Consider the following 15,655-nt stretch of genomic DNA (forward strand, 5'->3'; position numbering starts at 1 on the left):
TGCGGCAAATGCCAGCCTCGCAGATCAGAACGCGATCACGAAGGAGACAAGCGTATGAGCGATGTTGTTGCACAGGCAGTTGCCGCCCTGAATGAAAAGCTGGCCGGAGTCGGCATTGACGGCACCGCACAGTTCAACATCGAAGGCGAAGGCAGCATGATCGTGGACGACAGCGGCGCCCGCGAAGGCAGCGCCGATGCAGATGTCACCTTTAACGCTGATGCCGACACCTACCGCGAGATTTTTGACGGCTCACTCAATCCCACCTCTGCCTTCATGTCCGGCCGCCTGACCATTGACGGCGATATGGGCATGGCGATGAAACTGGCCGCCACCCTAGCCTGATGGCAGATCCCGCGCCCTATCGCGACGATCTGGCCGACGGTCCGGACACCAAGGCGTATTGGCTGCGCACCTCGGATGGGGTGCGCATCCGCGCAGGGCACGCGGCAGCGCAGGACAGCAAAGGCACGGTGTTCATTCTGCCGGGACGCACCGAATACATCGAAAAATACGGCCGTACCGCCAAGGATTTCGTCCGTGCGGGATTTGGTGTCGTCGCTGTAGACTGGCGCGGTCAGGGGATGGCCGACCGGCTGGGAGCCAACCCAATGGTTGGTCATGTCGACCGGTTTCTGGATTTCCAGAAAGATTGGTCTGCCGTCTGCGCCTTTGCGCGCAATGCCGAAATTCCCAAACCCTGGCACATGGTCGCGCATTCCATGGGCGGCTGCATCGGATTGCGCGCACTGATGAACGGAAGCGACATGGCGTCCGTCATGTTCACGGGTCCGATGTGGGGGATTCAGATGGCTGGGTATCTGCGGCCCGTGGCATGGACTCTGCCGCGGCTGGCCATTGCCCTTGGCCAAGGGCATCGTCTGGCCCCCGGCACATCGATCAAAAGCTACCCGGCCTCCGAACCGTTCGAGACCAACCTGCTTACCTCCGACCCCGAAATGTTCGACTACATGCGGCGCCATGTGGAATCAGAGCCCCAATTCGGATTGGGTGGGCCATCATATGCGTGGCTGTTGTCGGCATTGCAGGAATGCGCAGTTTTGGCCACCATGCCCTCGCCCGGGCTTCCAGCGCTGTGTTTCGTCGGCTCGAATGAACGCATTGTCGATACTACGGCAATCCGGGAACGCATGACCCATTGGAAGGGCGGAAAGCTGCTCTTGGTCGATGGTGCGGAACACGAAGTGCTGATGGAAAGTCCGAACACCCGCCGTCAGGTCACAGGTGCCGCAATCTCGTTGTTTTCAAGCTTCAAAACCTAGGTTTTGCCGATGTCGTGCACGCCGCGCGCCTCGGCGGTCGCACCAGCGCGCATCCACGCGTGTTCGGACGAGATGAAGAAACAACTCATTCCGTACTGTGACCACTCTTGCGCTTTTTGCGCGTTTGCAACCCACGACACATAGGCTTTTCCAGCAGTCTCTGCCGCTGTGCCGACCCGTTCAAGCGCTCGCAACAGGTCATCCGAGGTCTGACTGTCATGGCCATATCCCACCGAAAGGTCCGCAGGCCCGACGAACAGCGCATCAATACCGTCCGTTGTGGCGATCGCCTCGCAGGCATCGACACCTTCTGGCTCTTCGATCTGCGCCATGACAACAGTCTCTGCCTGTGATCGGGCCAACAGGTCTGGCATGGATTGCGTCGCGTATCCGGCCCATCGCGTCGATCCTGCAAAACCGCGCCCCCCGCGCCCAAACCGTGCTGAACGCGCCACATCTGCTGCCTTCTCCGCGCTATCGACATGCGGAACAACGATTCCGACGGCACCGCAATCCAGCGCCTGAAGTATCTCGCGGGCCGATCCATCACCAACCCGCACCAACACCGGGAAATCCAACGCCCGCCCCATCGCGCAACAGGCGTCAATCGCGCTGCGATCAAACGGCGCGTGTTCCGCATCTAGGCAGACAAAATCCAAATCCGACTGCGCCAGAACTTCGATCAGCTGCAGCGCCGGCGTTTTCAGAAACGTGCCCGCCAACGGCACACGCGACAAAAGCCGCTGACGAAAACTGGCGATTTGCATGATCTGCCTCCCGATGCTCTGGTTCACGCCACCCTACGCCGCCCGGGCGGCTTGGCAAGCCTCTGGCGATGTCTTGCCCGCCTTCTATACTATACTCTATGTCCAACACCGTCCTTACCTTTACCGATCGCGGCATCTACTGCCCCGCCGGAGATTTCTTTATCGACCCGTGGCGGCCCGTAGACCGCGCGCTGATCACTCACGGCCATGCCGACCACGCCCGCCCGGGCCATCGCCGATACCTGTGCACCGATGCCTGTGCGCCGGTCATGATTCACAGGTTGGGCAGTATTTCTGTAGAAACCGTTAAGTTTGGCGAAGTTCGAAAAGTCGGCGATGCTTTGGTGTCGTTCCATCCCGCGGGCCACTTGCCCGGATCGGCTCAAATCCGCGTCGAAGTTGCCGGGGAAGTATGGGTCGCATCAGGCGATTACAAAGTTGTTCCAGATGGAATTTCCGAACCTTTCGAACCAGTTAAATGCCACAGCTTCATTACGGAATGCACCTTCGGACTGCCTGTTTTCAAATGGGACGACCAGAACGACGTCGCCAAAGACCTGAACGCGTGGTGGGCGAAAAACAAAGCCAATGGCAAGGCCTCCATCTTGGGCGCGTATTCGCTTGGCAAGGCTCAGCGCCTGCTCGCCATGGTCGATCCCGCCATCGGCCCCATCCTGACCCATGGCGCGGTTGAGAACACCAATCAGGTTTTACGCAATCAAGGTTATCGCCTGCCCAATACGATCCACGTCACACCCGATCTGAACGTCAAGAACCATTCCGGCGCATTGGTGATCGCGCCTCCGTCGGCTCTTGGGTCACAATGGGCACGACGCTTTGGCCCATCGTCGACCGCCTTCGCCTCTGGTTGGATGGGGCTGCGCGGGGTCCGCCGACGCCGTGCAGCTGACCGAGGCTTTGTGATTTCAGACCATGCAGATTGGGATGGACTGATGTCAGCCATCCAAGAAACTGGAGCAGAAAATATTTTTGCAACACATGGTTACACGGATATTTTTGCGCGATGGCTTAACACACAAGGCTACAATGCGCAGGTTCTCAAAACAGAGTTCGGCACAGACGAAGACGACACCGCCCCGACCGGAGAGGCTGCATGACCACCTACACCCGCACCGACCGCTTTTTCATCTGGCAGGCTCGGAACGTGGAACGGCGTACATTGCATTTCGTCGGCCCCCAACCGCTCTTGCGCCGCATCTTCGCTTTGTCTGCTCCATTAGGGGGGGCGATCCCGAAGGACATAAAGCCAGAGCAAGACGCCAACCGCGCGCTGTGGTTCACCCCTCCCGAAGCCGGAACGGAAGCCCCCCTGCTGATGTACATCCACGGCGGCGGCTTCACCATCGGCAGTCCGCAAACCCATGCCGCATTGGTGGCGCATCTTGCGCGCGCGGCGGGCATGCGGGCCGTCGCCATCAAATACCGCCTTGCCCCCGAACACCCTTTTCCAGCAGCGCGCGATGATGCTGTTGCCGCGTATGACCGGCTGGTTGCGGCAGGAACGCCCCCTGCAGCAGTTTGCGGCGACAGTGCAGGCGGCTGCCTCGCATTGCAGGTCGCGCAACATGCCCGCAACAGCGGCGGTGTCCAACCTAAGGCGCTTGGTCTGATTGCCCCCATCGGCGATCTGTCCGGCGACATCGCAGCCCGTTTTGACGCAGCACCGGACGAGATCCTGATCCCCGCTGCATGGCCTCGGCGCCTGCTGACCAACTACTTGCCCGGCATTGACCCGGCTGACCCCGCTGTCTCCCCTTTGCACGGCGACCTGTCCAACCTGCCACCCACGATGATCCAGGCCGCCACGGGTGAAACTCTGGCGCAGGACGCGCATCGATTGGCCGAAGTAATGGACAATGTGACGCTCGACCTGTGGCCGGGGCTGGCCCACGTCTGGCATTTGCACGCAGGGTATTCACGCGCAGCCGAGGATGCCCTTCGGCGGATGGGGGCGTTCCTTCGGGACGCTGTGCGATGAAAGACTTTGCCGCGCTCTTCACGACAGTGGACCAGACCACCAAAACCAGCCTCAAAACCAAAGCGCTGGCCGAGTTCTTCAAAACCGCCAGCGACGATGATAAGCTCTGGACCATCGCACTTTTTTCCGGTCGTCGTCCTAAACGCGCGGTCACGACAACCCAACTGCGCGAATGGGCGGCCGAGGTGGGTGGCATCCCCCTTTGGTTGCTCGAAGAAAGCTATCCTATCGTTGGAGACCTTGCCGAGACCATCGCCCTGACCCTGCCGCCACCCAGTCGCCAAAGTGATCAGCCGTTGACGTATTGGATCACCGAATTGAAGTCCCTCGCGGCTTTGGGCATTGAAGAACGCAAAATACGCATCTTGGACGCATGGGATCAGCTCGATCCCGTGGAGCGGTTCCTGTTCAATAAGCTGATCACTGGTGGCTTTCGCATCGGCGTCAGCCAGAAACTGATGACACGGGCACTGGCACAGGCCACTGGGCAGGAAGAATCCAGCCTCGCCCATCGCCTGATGGGGGGCTGGTCCCCGGATACCACCAGCTATCATGCGTTGATCGAAGCCGAAGACGCCGAAGCCGACGATAGCCGCCCTTACCCGTTCTACCTCGCCTATCAATTGGAAGACGGCCCTGAAGCGCTTGGGTCTCCCGCGGACTGGCAAGCTGAATGGAAATGGGACGGCATCCGTGGCCAGATCATTCTACGTAACGGCACCCACCATGTGTGGTCGCGCGGCGAAGAACTGATGACCGACCTCTTCCCCGAATTCGCCCGCCTGAGCGATTTTTTACCGGATGGTATCGTGCTGGACGGCGAAATCGTGGCATGGGATCGGACTCAACCCTTTCCGTTCAACACGCTGCAAGCCCGCATTGGGCGCAAGACCGTTCCGAAGAAGCTGCTGAAGGAAGCGCCGGTCATCCTTTTGGCTTATGATCTGCTTGAAGAAAACGGCGAAGACCTGCGTGATCTGCCCCTTCAAGACCGCCGCGCACGGTTGGACGCGTTGCTTCATGCGCTTCCAGACGATGCGCCCGTGCGCCCCGCACCGCCGTTGACTTTCGATGAATGGGACACCCTGGCCAGTATTCGCGCCACCGCCCGCGATGCCCGCGCCGAGGGTCTGATGCTCAAACGCAAAGACAGCCCGTATCTATCAGGCCGCAAAAAAGGCGATTGGTGGAAATGGAAGCTTGATCCACTGACGGTCGACGCAGTGATGATCTATGCACAACAAGGCCACGGCCGTCGCGCCAACCTGTTCACCGATTTCACCTTTGCAGTCTGGAACGGCAACGATCTGGTTCCCTTCACCAAAGCCTATTCCGGCCTGACAGACGCCGAGTTCCGCCAGATCACAGCATGGGTGCGCAAAAATACACAGCAACGCTTTGGCCCGGTGCGGCAGGTTACACCACACCACGTGTTCGAGATCGCGTTTGAAGGCATCCACGCCTCGCCGCGCCACAAATCCGGCATCGCGCTACGCTTCCCGCGCATGTCCCGCTGGCGGCAGGATAAACCGCTGCAAGAAGCCAACACGCTCGACGATCTGAAGGACCTGCTTGAGACCTATGGATAAACCCACCGCCGCCGAACCACCGCTCACCATCACCCCGCCCAGCGCGCCGCTGCCTGACGGGGCCTGCGACGCACATGTGCATTTGATCGGAGACGACTTCGCGCTGTGGGACGGCCGTGTCGAAAACCCACCTCCCGGCACGCTCGATACATGGCTCGACCGCTACAAAACCCATCTGACAGCATTGGGATGCACACGCGGCGTCATTGTACACTCGATCCTCTATGGCGGCGACAACAGCATCACGCTTGAGGCCACCCGACGCATGGGCGACCAGTTCCGCGCTGTGTGCTTGATCTCGGACAACGCGTCTGAGGCCGAAATCGCCGCCCTCGCCGAGAAAGGCTGCAAGGCGGTGCGCCTAAACTACGTGCATGGCGGGCTTCTCAGTTGGGAGGGTATGAAGCGCCTCGCGCCGACATTGGCCGACTATGGCTTGCATGTCGAAATGCTCGCCCACTCCCACCTGCACCTCGAAGAGCTGGCCCCACAAGTGCCCACCCTGCCCGTACAAATCGTCTTCGACCATTGTGCATGGCCCGACCCCGCGCTTGGAATGACCGAAGGCCAGAAAGCACTGGAACGCCTTCTGGCGGACGGCCATTGCTGGACCAAACTCAGCGCCACCTACCGCCACACGCCCGAGCCGCAAACACTGATCCAACGACTGGCACAGGCGAACCCCGACCGCATCCTTTGGGGCAGCGACTGGCCCCACCTGATGCTGAACGGCGTGCCCATGCCGGATGCGGGCCAGCAACTCACCACCCTGCTCGACGCAATACCTGACGGCACAACCCGTCAGAAGCTTTTTACCGACAATCCCGCGACGCTCTATGGCTTTGCCCCTTGAACCTTCTGTCCCAACGGCACAGGTTCCAAGGCAACAAAGAACAGGAGACGACCCATGCTGCGCACCCCCACCCCGACCTATGACGCCAACGCCCAGAGCGGCAGCAAAAATCTGGGGGACCTGCCGGAATGGGACCTGACAGACCTCTATCCGTCGGATGACGCCGCCGAACTGAAGCGCGATCTTGATTGGCTCGAAGAGGCCTGCCGCAGCTTTGCTGCCGATTACGAAGGCAAGCTGGCAGGTCTGAGTGCCGCAGAATTCCTGACCGCGATCCACCGCCACGAGAAGATCGAAAACATCGCGGGCCGCATCATGTCCTATGCCGGGCTGCGCTACTACCAGCTGACAACCGACGCCCAGCGCGCAAAATTTCTATCCGACCATCAGGAAAAGATCACCATCTACACCACGCCGCTGGTCTTCTTCACGCTGGAGCTGAACCGCGTCGACGACGCCACTGTAGACGCGCTGTTCGATGCCAACGGTGACCTCGCCCGCTACAAACCCGCGATCCGCCGCATCCGCGCGATGAAGCCTTATCAGCTGTCGGACGAGATGGAGAAATTCCTGCACGACATGGGCGTGGTCGGCGACGCGTGGGAGCGCTTGTTTGATGAGACCATCGCAGGCCTCGACTTCGAAGTCGATGGCGAGCCGCTCAGTATCGAAGGCACGCTGAACCTGCTCACCGAGCAGGACCGCTCCGTGCGCGAAGCCGCCGCCAAGGAACTGACCGCTGTCTTTGCCGAGAACATCAAGATTTTCGCCCGTGTCCACAACACGCAGGCCAAGGAAAAAGAGGTGATGGACCGCTGGCGCGGCATGCCGACCGCGCAAACCGGGCGGCACCTCTCCAACGATGTCGAACCCGAAGTGGTCGAAGCCCTGCGCAACGCCGTCGTTGCCGCCTACCCCAAGCTCAGCCACCGCTATTACGAGCTCAAGCGCAAATGGCTCGGCCTCGACGTGATGCAGGTGTGGGATCGCAACGCACCGCTCCCCATGGAAGCCACGCGCATCGTGGACTGGAACGAAGCCGAAGCGACCGTCATGAACGCCTACACGGAATTCGACCCGCGCATGGGTGACATTGCCAAACCTTTCTTTAGCAAAGGCTGGATCGACGCCGCCGTGAAACCGGGCAAGGCGCCCGGGGCCTTCGCACATCCCACAGTGACAGATGTGCACCCCTACGTGATGCTCAACTACCTCGGCAAACCGCGCGACGTGATGACCCTCGCGCATGAACTGGGCCACGGTGTGCATCAGGTACTGGCTGCCGAACAAGGCGAGATGCTGGCCTCCACGCCTCTCACACTGGCCGAAACCGCGTCGGTCTTTGGCGAGATGCTTACCTTCCGCCGCATGCTCGACAACGCCAAGGACGATGCCGAAAAGAAAGTGTTGCTGGCCGGTAAGGTCGAGGACATGATCAACACCGTCGTCCGCCAAATCGCCTTCTACGATTTCGAATGCAAACTGCACGAGGCGCGCCGGGGTGGCGAGCTGACACCCGATGACATCAACGCGCTCTGGATGTCGGTGCAAGCAGAATCCCTAGGACCAGCATTCGAATTTATGGACGGGTACGAGACCTTCTGGGCCTACATCCCCCACTTCGTCCATTCCCCCTTCTACGTCTACGCCTATGCCTTCGGCGACGGTCTCGTGAACGCGCTTTATGCCGTCTACGAAGAAAACCCGGACGGCTTCCAAGACAAGTATTTTGACATGCTGAAGGCGGGTGGGTCTAAGCACCACAAGGAATTGCTGGCCCCCTTCGGTCTCGATGCCAGCGATCCAAAATTCTGGGACAAGGGTCTCGAGATGATCTCTGGCTTCATAGACGAATTGGAAGCAATGGAGGCGTGATCCTCGGACGGGGCGCCGTTTACGGCGTTGCAAGTGCATATTTGGAAAAAGAAGAAGCAGGAGATGCAAACCATTCCCTGCTTCTTCTTTTTGGTAAATATGCAGACACAACGCGGCGCGTTAACCTTGACGGGTGGTAAAAGCACGCAGCGTCCAACAAGCGCCAATCCCGAGCCATAGGCGAGATATCCTGCGCGGGCGTCTGCCCGCACATCTTACTTCAACTGGCTGTCCTTTGATCCGCGCCGGTTTATCCCGCCGCGTGTCTGATAGGTCTCGTCACGCTCATTCTGGCAATCGATGCAAAGCTTCACGCCGGGAATGGCGACTCGGCGCTTTTCAGGGATAGGTTCGTCGCATTCGGCACACTGGGTCAGGCTTTCGCCCTCCGGACCCTTGCGTGCTTTCAGACGCGCCAGCTCGTCATTGATCGACGCATCGATCTGCTCTTGTACTGCGCCGTCGCGTGCCCAACCACCAGCCATGGGGTGTTCTTCCGAAAACTTCTTAGGAAAAATATGGGACGCCGATCCGCGCGGTGCAAGACACTTGTCCGGCGCACCTGACACCGCCATCCTGCACCGGATCACAACACAGGAGGCCGACATGTCAGACCACAACCTTCAGCGGGCCTACAGCATTCGCGGTGCGTCGGATGCCAAGGCGCTCTATGACGATTGGGCTGCAAGCTATGACAACAGTTTCGGCGAAAGGCATGGCTATATCGCGCCACGGGAAATCGCTGAGGTGTTCCGCGCGCATGAGCAAAACAATACACCGGTGCTTGATATCGGAGCGGGAACCGGGCTTTTGGCGGAACATCTGCCCGGATACGCGGTCGACGGCATCGACATCTCGCAAGCCATGCTGGATCAGGCCGCGGCCAAGGGGCTATATCGCAACCGCATTTGCGCCGATCTTACGCAGATATTACCGATCGAGGATGAAAGCTATGGCGGTTTTGTCTCTAGCGGCACCTTCACCCATGGCCATGTCGGACCAGAGGTTTTTCCCGAACTGCTGCGTGTTGCGCGTCCGGGTGCGCTGTTTGTCTGCGGAGTGATCCCGCCTGTGTTCGATGGCGCGGGATTTGGGTCGCGGCTTGCGCTGTTTACGGCCCATGGGATGATAACTCCGGTCAGCTTCCATGACATTCCGATCTACGAAAACGCCGATCATGACCACGCGCAGGATCGCGGACTTGTCATGGTGTTCCGCACGCTCTGAACCTTTCTTTTGGCCTTCACGCGCCTAGTTTTTGCTGCAAGGAGATCTCTCATGCGTTTATTCCTCTCCGCCCTACTTGTGTGCTGCGCGACGCTGGCTCAGGCCGCAATGACAACCTTTAGCTTTCCGTCCATAGACGGTGGCGACATTGACCTTGCGCAATGGCGCGGGCAGCCGGTGCTGGTAGTGAACACCGCGTCGCGGTGTGGTTACACTTCGCAATATGATGGGCTGCAGGAACTCTACGACACATACCGCGGGCGCGGTCTTGTCGTACTGGCGATTCCGTCCAACGATTTCCGGCAGGAACTGGCCAGCGATGAAGAGGTCAAGGATTTCTGCGAAGTCAATTTCGGGTTGGATTTCCCGATGACCACCATCACCGCGATCCGCGGCGACGCCGCGCACCCGTTCTACAAGTGGCTTGAGGCAGAAGCCGGGTTCACCCCAAAGTGGAACTTCAACAAAGTTTTGATTGCGCCTGATGGCAGTGTGGCCGCAACGTTCGGGTCGAACGCGCGGCCCATGTCCCGGCCGGTGACCTCTGCGATCACCGCCCTTCTTGACTGATTATTTTTGCAGATAGCCCCAGATCTCGTCCTTGAGCGCGCCGCGTTTCTTGCGCAGCTCGGTCTCGGCAAGCCCGTCCATCGGCTCCACGTTGGTTTCGGCGCGGTGAACGCTGCGGTTGATCTCGTGATAGCTGTCGAACAGCTTGGCAAAATGCGCGTCCGATTGCTTCAAGGCGCTCATCTTTTCAATGTGCTCCGGGAATTCGTCGGCCAATTCATGCGGTGTATGTGACATGGAACCACTCCTCTCCTGATGTCTTTGGAGTGAAACTGTCAGAGATATGCATCTTTCGCTTTGACGCGGATCAAACCGCGATCAATTCCGCGCTTTTCTCCAGCCTGCGGAACGCGCTTCGGCTTCAGAGCAGAACCAGCGTTCGCCCTTGGTCGGCGAGATCCGTGTCTTTGCGTAATAGTCTTGCCCTGGAACGTGGTAAATCCGTTCGCCGCCCCGGCTGATATTGCCTTTGATCTTGCAATCCGGGTTCACAATGTTGGGCAGCCAGCTGCTTTTGGCAGGTGTGTCGCGAGTGACGGTGACAGTCTTGGCACCCGTGTTCTGTGCCACGGTCGAAGAGTTAGCCTGTGCACGTTGCGCGGACCTGAACGCCGCCGGAGACATGACGCCGGTCGCATGTAGCCCACGTCCGTTTACCGCTGCACCCTTTTCCGCAAGATCGTAATCCATCCCGTATTGGCGATAGGCAAAGGCCAGACCACTGCTGGCCAACTGTTTACCAACATCCCGTCCGTCAACGCTGCATTTGGCGACGGTGCGTCCATAGCGGTCAGTGTCGGTGGCGACGCAGCGGGCAATGCGGCCTTCGTACATCTCGCGCGTTTTGGTGCGCACCCAGTCACCACAGGCCCATGCGGGGCTGTTGGAATCGCCGCACATCTGATCGGTTTCCGGCGCGTCGATGGCGTGCAGGCGCACTGTCGTGCCATCGATCTTGAACGTGTCCCCATCCACAACGCGGATGGTGCCGTTCGGTCCGGCAGACAAAGGGGTGGCAAGAATCAGAGCGGCGGTCAGGAAAGCGAGTCTTAACATTCCGTTAATATGTGCAGCCAAACATGGCCAAACAATGGAAAGCGTTAAGAACGGTTAATCATTCCCCCCGCGGGAAACGCTGCCCCTCTTCAAGCACGTTCAGATCCATATGATTGCGCATGAATCGTTCGGACGCATCGCGCAACGGTTGATAATCCCACGGATAATACCCACCCTGCCGAAGGGCCTCGTAAACCACCCAGCGTTTGGCCTGTGACGCCCGCACATCTGCATCGAACCGCGCCAAATCCCAACGCGCTTCGGACTTCGCGCGCAACGTCTGCACCGTGCCTTGATGGTCAGGGTGACCCGCCAGATTGGTCAATTCATGCGGATCGGCCTCCAGATCGAAGAGCTGATCTGGGTCTAGAGCACAGCGGTTATACTTCCACTTGCCATAGCGCAGCGACACCAGCGGCGCATAAGACCCCTCGGCCGCATACTCCATCGCCACGGGGCTGGTGCGTGTGCCGCCCTGCCCCAGAGACACCAGCGATTCCCCCGTGGTCCACGGCATCACCTCCTCCATGCTCACCCCTGCAAGCGCGCAAAGCGTCGGGCAAACATCAATGGTCGAGACAGGATCGGCTACCAACCCCGGCTCCATTCCCGGCGCCGCGATCATCAGCGGCACCCGGGCCGAGCCTTCGTAAAAGCACATCTTGAACCACAACCCACGCTCACCCAGCATGTCGCCGTGATCCGACACGAAGAGGATGATCGCCTCCTGCCGCGTGTCTTCGAGCACTTGCAGGAATTCTCCGATCTTGTCGTCCAGATACGAGATATTGGCGAAATAGGCGCGGCGCGATTTTCTGATATCGTCCTCGGTGATATCGAAATTGCGCCAGTCATTGGCGTCAAAGATCCGTTTCGCATGTGGATCGTGGTCCGCGTAATCCATTGCCGGAATTTCTGGCAACAGGTGTTCACAGTCTTCGTAAAGGTCCCAATACTTCCGCCGCGCCACGTAGGGATCATGCGGATGGGTGAAACTGGCGGTCAGGCACCACGGGCGGTCGTCCTTTCCGCGCGCCAGATCGTAGAGCGCCAGCTTGGCTTGGTACGCGACCTCGTCATCATATTCGAGCTGGTTGGTGATCTCCGCGACACCCGCACCGGTGACCGACCCCATGTTGTGATACCACCAGTCAATCCGTTCACCGGGCTTGCGGTAATCCGGCGTCCAGCCGAAATCGGCGGGGTAGATGTCGGTGGTCAGCCGCGCTTCGAACCCGTGCAGCTGATCGGGGCCGACGAAATGCATCTTGCCAGACAGGGCTGTGTAATACCCGGCTCGGCGCAGGTGATGCGCATATGTGGGAATCGAGGACGGGAATTCAGCCGCGTTGTCATAGACACCTGTGGCCGAAGGCAATTGCCCAGACATGAACGCCGCCCGTCCCGGCGCACAAAGAGGGCTGGCGGTATAGGCGTTCTTGAACCGGGTCGATCGCGCCGCCAGTTTCTTGAGGTTCGGTGCGTGCAGCCAGTCGGCGGGGCCATCGGGAAACAGCGTTCCGTTCAACTGGTCCACCATCAGAATCAGGATGTTCGGCTGCATGATCGCTACCTCGCGCAGGATTTGGCGCGACACTGGTGGGATCATGCAGCCGCGTCAATCCGGGCTGGGCGAAGATGCGTCGACGCATCTTCGCATTTCCGTTGACGGAAATGCCGGGGGCCAGCCCCCGTCGCCTACGGCGCCTCCCCCGGCATATTTGGAAAAAGAAGAAGTGCAGGTCGCGGTCCCGCGTTCATTCCCACTCCATCTCCTCGAACACACGACCCGCATTCTTTGTCGCCAATTCCTCGAATGTATCCAGGTGTTCCCAGTTCGACTGATCCACATAATAGGCGCTGGCCAGATCGCCGCCCTCTTCGATATGCGCTCCGATCTTGGCCCTCAGATCCTTGATATACTCCGAGGTATACCGCGTCACCTGGGCCATATTGGTCGGGTGTCCGTGACCGGGGATCACATAAGTGGCTCCCAGGTCGGTGAACGGGCCTTCAAAAGTCTCAACCCACGCATCTGTATCAGTTTCCGGGAAAATCGGCGGCATCCGTTCATGAAACGCGATATCCCCCGCAATCACGATACCCCATTGAGGGATCCACACCTGCACATCGCCCGGATCATGCGCCGGACCAAGGTGCAGCACCTCAAGCGTCACGTCGCCCATCTCAACAATATGCTGGTCCGAGAAGCTCAGGTTGGGCACTACGACTTCGGTGCCTTCAGCTTTGTCTCGATTGTAGCGCTGCATACCCTGAAGAATGAAATCGCCGTTCTTCTCCACTTCGGCGATGGCATCCTCATGGGCAAGAATGTCGACACCCAGACCGGCCCAATAGGAATTGCCCAGCACCGCATGGCCTTGACCGTTTTCGTTGATCACCAGTTTCACCGGCTGGTCGGTGAGCATCTTGATCTCGTCATGCAGGGCCTTGGCCAGACGAGCCGATGCGCCGCCATTGATCACCACAACCCCATCACCGGTCAGCACAAAGCTCAGGTTGTTGTTGTGGCCAGAATTCTCATAGGTCGGCGGTGCAGTGGCCCCGATGGCCGAAAAGACGTGCGGAATCACTTCGACCGGTTTGTCATAGAGTTCCGACTGTGGATACTTGTCGGCAATGTCTTCGCTGGCCTGGGCAAGACTGGCGGTCAGTCCAGCGGCCACGATCAAGGTCAATCGCATAAGGGGCTCCTCCTGTTGAGGTCACATTCACGAACGTGAATGAGAAAAGCAAGCCCTCGCAGGTGGGCCATCTTGCCACTGGCGATCAGACCTATACGGTCGCGCGGAAAGGTTATGGGAGGCAACATGACATTCACCGGAAAACACGCCCTGATCACAGGCGGCGGCACGGGCATCGGCCTTGCCATTGCCACAGCCTTGCGTGGCGCGGGCGCCGAGGTGACGATCACAGGCCGCCGCGCCGATGTGCTTGAAGCCGCCGCCAGTGCCCACGGGTTGCATGCGCTGGTCATGGATGTGCAGGATGAAGCGTCGGTTGTGGAAGGCATCGCCGGAGCAGTTGCCGCACGGGGGCCCATCCAAATCTGTGTGCCCAATGCGGGCATCGCCGAAGGCCGGGCGCTGCACAAGATGGACATGGCGTTCTGGCGCAACATGATGGCGACCAACCTTGACGGCACCTTCCTGACGATCCGAGAAAGCCTGAAGTCGATGCACCAGACAGATTGGGGCCGTGTGATCGCCATCAGTTCCATCGCCGGGCTGCGCGGCCTAAAGGGCGCGCCCTGCTACACCGCGTCGAAACATGCGATGGTGGGGCTGATCCGCGGATTGGCCGCCGACTATCTTGGCAAGCCCTATACATTCAACGCGATCTGCCCAGCCTATGTGGACACCGAGATCGTGCCTCAGAACATCGACCGCATCATGGCACGCACGGGCATGAGCGAAGACGAAGCGCGCGCTGTTATGGTGGGCGCGAACCCGCATGGCCGCCTGATCGCACCCGGGGAAGTGGCCGAAGCGGTGCTGTGGCTCTGCGCCCCCCAGTCCGGCAGCGTCAATGGTCAGGCCATCCAGATCGCCGGAGGTGAGTTTTGACCGACGCTTACGATCCCGCAAAAGACGGCGCGCAGATGTCGTTTGACGGGCGCATGTCCTATACCGATTATCTTGGCCTCGATGCGGTTCTCGATGCCCAACACCCGCTCAGCAGCGCGCATGACGAATTGCTCTTTATCGTCCAGCACCAAACCTCGGAGCTCTGGATGCGGCTGGCGCTGCACGAGCTCCACGCAGCCCGCGCCACCCTTTCGGGGGCCGAGATCCGACCTGCGTTCAAAATGTTGGCGCGGGTCTCACGGATTTTCGAACAGCTCAATTCGGCATGGGACGTGCTGCGCACCATGACGCCCAGCGACTACACCACCTTCCGCGAAACCTTGGGCCAAAGCTCGGGGTTCCAGTCCGCCCAATACCGCGAGATCGAATTTCTGCTGGGCAACCGCAACCCTGCAATGGTCAAACCTCATGCGCACCGGCCCGATCTTATGGGGCGGCTTGAGGCCGAGATGGAGAAACCATCGCTTTATGACTGCGCGCTGATGCGGCTGGCGCAGGTTGTGGCCGTACCCGAAGACGCGCTGAGCCGCGACCGGACCAAGCCGCACCAGCCGGACGAAAAGGTGCAGGCCGCTTGGGTCGAAGTGTACCGCGATCCAAGTCGCTACTGGGATCTGTATGAACTCGCGGAAAAGCTGGTGGATCTGGAGGACTATTTCCGTCGCTGGCGCTTTAACCATGTGACCACCGTAGAACGGGTGATCGGGCTCAAACGCGGCACCGGGGGCACCGGCGGCGTGTCCTATCTCAAGCGCATGCTCGAGGTTGAGCTTTTCCCCGATCTCTGGCACCTGCGGACAAAACTCTAAGACCCCGGAAAGGGACGAC

Annotated in this window: 17 protein-coding genes; 11 read left to right on the forward strand and 6 right to left on the reverse strand. The window is 59.6% G+C overall.

All coding sequences use genetic code 11. The features are described from left to right. The first annotated feature begins 54 nt into the window (after positions 1-54). Together ACK3EW_RS10320 and ACK3EW_RS10325 are read left to right on the forward strand one after the other, a co-directional pair. Entirely contained in the window at positions 55-345 is a 291-nt protein-coding gene (locus tag ACK3EW_RS10320) for an SCP2 sterol-binding domain-containing protein (protein ID WP_493809491.1), read from the forward strand. Continuing rightward, complete coding sequence (locus ACK3EW_RS10325) at positions 345-1,283, forward strand: alpha/beta fold hydrolase (RefSeq protein WP_493809492.1); 939 nt, start codon at positions 345-347, stop codon at positions 1,281-1,283. The genes ACK3EW_RS10320 and ACK3EW_RS10325 overlap by 1 nt, the downstream gene beginning before the upstream one ends. On the opposite strand, the gene ACK3EW_RS10330 is transcribed toward ACK3EW_RS10325, so the two are convergent. Next, positions 1,280-2,050 carry an HpcH/HpaI aldolase family protein gene (locus tag ACK3EW_RS10330; protein WP_493809493.1) on the reverse strand — a complete coding sequence of 257 codons (771 nt, stop codon included), beginning with the start codon at positions 2,048-2,050 and terminating at the stop codon, positions 1,280-1,282. The genes ACK3EW_RS10325 and ACK3EW_RS10330 overlap by 4 nt on opposite strands. Before the next feature lie 98 nt (positions 2,051-2,148). Between ACK3EW_RS10330 and ACK3EW_RS10335 the strand changes: the two genes are divergently transcribed. The 5 genes from ACK3EW_RS10335 to ACK3EW_RS10355 are packed head-to-tail and all read left to right on the forward strand — an operon-like array spanning position 2,149 to position 8,366. Continuing rightward, positions 2,149-3,168, forward strand: coding sequence for a ligase-associated DNA damage response exonuclease (locus ACK3EW_RS10335; RefSeq protein WP_493809494.1), 1,020 nt, complete (start codon positions 2,149-2,151; stop codon positions 3,166-3,168). Further along, entirely contained in the window at positions 3,165-4,049 is an 885-nt protein-coding gene (locus ACK3EW_RS10340; protein WP_493809495.1) for an alpha/beta hydrolase, read from the forward strand. Before ACK3EW_RS10335 ends, ACK3EW_RS10340 begins: the two co-directional genes overlap by 4 nt. Beyond that, a complete protein-coding gene (locus ACK3EW_RS10345; protein WP_493809496.1) occupies positions 4,046-5,638 on the forward strand; it encodes an ATP-dependent DNA ligase in 1,593 nt (530 codons plus the stop codon). Before ACK3EW_RS10340 ends, ACK3EW_RS10345 begins: the two co-directional genes overlap by 4 nt. After that, entirely contained in the window at positions 5,631-6,491 is an 861-nt protein-coding gene (locus ACK3EW_RS10350; RefSeq protein ID WP_493809497.1) for an amidohydrolase family protein, read from the forward strand. Before ACK3EW_RS10345 ends, ACK3EW_RS10350 begins: the two co-directional genes overlap by 8 nt. Positions 6,492-6,545: 54 nt before the next feature. Then, the gene (locus ACK3EW_RS10355; RefSeq protein ID WP_493809498.1) at positions 6,546-8,366 is read left to right on the forward strand and encodes a M3 family oligoendopeptidase; all 1,821 of its coding nucleotides are present in this window, start codon (positions 6,546-6,548) and stop codon (positions 8,364-8,366) included. 215 nt (positions 8,367-8,581) lie between these two features. Here the strand turns inward: ACK3EW_RS10355 and ACK3EW_RS10360 are convergent, their stop codons facing one another. After that, the gene (locus ACK3EW_RS10360; RefSeq protein ID WP_439119591.1) at positions 8,582-8,851 is read right to left on the reverse strand and encodes a DksA/TraR family C4-type zinc finger protein; all 270 of its coding nucleotides are present in this window, start codon (positions 8,849-8,851) and stop codon (positions 8,582-8,584) included. A 121-nt stretch (positions 8,852-8,972) separates the two neighbouring features. On the opposite strand from ACK3EW_RS10360, the gene ACK3EW_RS10365 reads away from it, so the two are divergent. Both ACK3EW_RS10365 and ACK3EW_RS10370 read left to right on the forward strand, forming a co-directional pair. Further along, positions 8,973-9,593, forward strand: a complete 621-nt coding sequence (locus tag ACK3EW_RS10365; RefSeq protein WP_493809499.1) for a class I SAM-dependent DNA methyltransferase — start codon at positions 8,973-8,975, stop codon at positions 9,591-9,593. A 51-nt stretch (positions 9,594-9,644) separates the two neighbouring features. After that, the gene (locus ACK3EW_RS10370) at positions 9,645-10,163 is read left to right on the forward strand and encodes a glutathione peroxidase (protein ID WP_493809500.1); all 519 of its coding nucleotides are present in this window, start codon (positions 9,645-9,647) and stop codon (positions 10,161-10,163) included. On the opposite strand, the gene ACK3EW_RS10375 is transcribed toward ACK3EW_RS10370, so the two are convergent. The 4 genes from ACK3EW_RS10375 to ACK3EW_RS10390 form a co-directional block, all read right to left on the reverse strand. After that, positions 10,164-10,400 (reverse strand): HP1242/YdcH family protein, encoded by a 237-nt coding sequence (locus ACK3EW_RS10375; protein WP_085632015.1) that lies wholly within the window; start codon positions 10,398-10,400, stop codon positions 10,164-10,166. Positions 10,401-10,481: 81 nt separating this feature from the next. After that, positions 10,482-11,219 carry a thermonuclease family protein gene (locus ACK3EW_RS10380; protein WP_493809501.1) on the reverse strand — a complete coding sequence of 246 codons (738 nt, stop codon included), beginning with the start codon at positions 11,217-11,219 and terminating at the stop codon, positions 10,482-10,484. A 58-nt stretch (positions 11,220-11,277) separates the two neighbouring features. Beyond that, positions 11,278-12,786, reverse strand: coding sequence for a choline-sulfatase (gene betC, locus ACK3EW_RS10385; RefSeq protein ID WP_493809720.1), 1,509 nt, complete (start codon positions 12,784-12,786; stop codon positions 11,278-11,280). A 190-nt stretch (positions 12,787-12,976) separates the two neighbouring features. Further along, positions 12,977-13,924 carry an MBL fold metallo-hydrolase gene (locus ACK3EW_RS10390; RefSeq protein ID WP_493809502.1) on the reverse strand — a complete coding sequence of 316 codons (948 nt, stop codon included), beginning with the start codon at positions 13,922-13,924 and terminating at the stop codon, positions 12,977-12,979. 126 nt (positions 13,925-14,050) lie between these two features. Here ACK3EW_RS10390 and ACK3EW_RS10395 point away from each other — a divergent pair, with 126 nt between their 5' ends. Both ACK3EW_RS10395 and kynA read left to right on the forward strand, forming a co-directional pair. Continuing rightward, entirely contained in the window at positions 14,051-14,806 is a 756-nt protein-coding gene (locus tag ACK3EW_RS10395) for an SDR family NAD(P)-dependent oxidoreductase (protein WP_493809503.1), read from the forward strand. Beyond that, positions 14,803-15,636, forward strand: coding sequence for a tryptophan 2,3-dioxygenase (gene kynA / locus ACK3EW_RS10400; protein ID WP_493809504.1), 834 nt, complete (start codon positions 14,803-14,805; stop codon positions 15,634-15,636). Before ACK3EW_RS10395 ends, kynA begins: the two co-directional genes overlap by 4 nt. The last annotated feature ends 19 nt before the right edge of the window (positions 15,637-15,655 follow it).

The sequence above is a fragment of the Marivita sp. NO-S04 genome, assembly GCF_059070475.1.

Coding starts and splice junctions, on each gene's coding strand:
- ACK3EW_RS10320 (WP_493809491.1), top strand. CDS start 55: ATGAGCGATGTTGTTGCACAGGCAGTTGCCGCCCTGAATGAAAAGCTG.
- ACK3EW_RS10325 (WP_493809492.1), top strand. CDS start 345: ATGGCAGATCCCGCGCCCTATCGCGACGATCTGGCCGACGGTCCGGAC.
- ACK3EW_RS10330 (WP_493809493.1), bottom strand. CDS start 2,050: ATGCAAATCGCCAGTTTTCGTCAGCGGCTTTTGTCGCGTGTGCCGTTG.
- ACK3EW_RS10335 (WP_493809494.1), top strand. CDS start 2,149: ATGTCCAACACCGTCCTTACCTTTACCGATCGCGGCATCTACTGCCCC.
- ACK3EW_RS10340 (WP_493809495.1), top strand. CDS start 3,165: ATGACCACCTACACCCGCACCGACCGCTTTTTCATCTGGCAGGCTCGG.
- ACK3EW_RS10345 (WP_493809496.1), top strand. CDS start 4,046: ATGAAAGACTTTGCCGCGCTCTTCACGACAGTGGACCAGACCACCAAA.
- ACK3EW_RS10350 (WP_493809497.1), top strand. CDS start 5,631: ATGGATAAACCCACCGCCGCCGAACCACCGCTCACCATCACCCCGCCC.
- ACK3EW_RS10355 (WP_493809498.1), top strand. CDS start 6,546: ATGCTGCGCACCCCCACCCCGACCTATGACGCCAACGCCCAGAGCGGC.
- ACK3EW_RS10360 (WP_439119591.1), bottom strand. CDS start 8,851: ATGGCTGGTGGTTGGGCACGCGACGGCGCAGTACAAGAGCAGATCGAT.
- ACK3EW_RS10365 (WP_493809499.1), top strand. CDS start 8,973: ATGTCAGACCACAACCTTCAGCGGGCCTACAGCATTCGCGGTGCGTCG.
- ACK3EW_RS10370 (WP_493809500.1), top strand. CDS start 9,645: ATGCGTTTATTCCTCTCCGCCCTACTTGTGTGCTGCGCGACGCTGGCT.
- ACK3EW_RS10375 (WP_085632015.1), bottom strand. CDS start 10,400: ATGTCACATACACCGCATGAATTGGCCGACGAATTCCCGGAGCACATT.
- ACK3EW_RS10380 (WP_493809501.1), bottom strand. CDS start 11,219: ATGTTAAGACTCGCTTTCCTGACCGCCGCTCTGATTCTTGCCACCCCT.
- ACK3EW_RS10390 (WP_493809502.1), bottom strand. CDS start 13,924: ATGCGATTGACCTTGATCGTGGCCGCTGGACTGACCGCCAGTCTTGCC.
- ACK3EW_RS10395 (WP_493809503.1), top strand. CDS start 14,051: ATGACATTCACCGGAAAACACGCCCTGATCACAGGCGGCGGCACGGGC.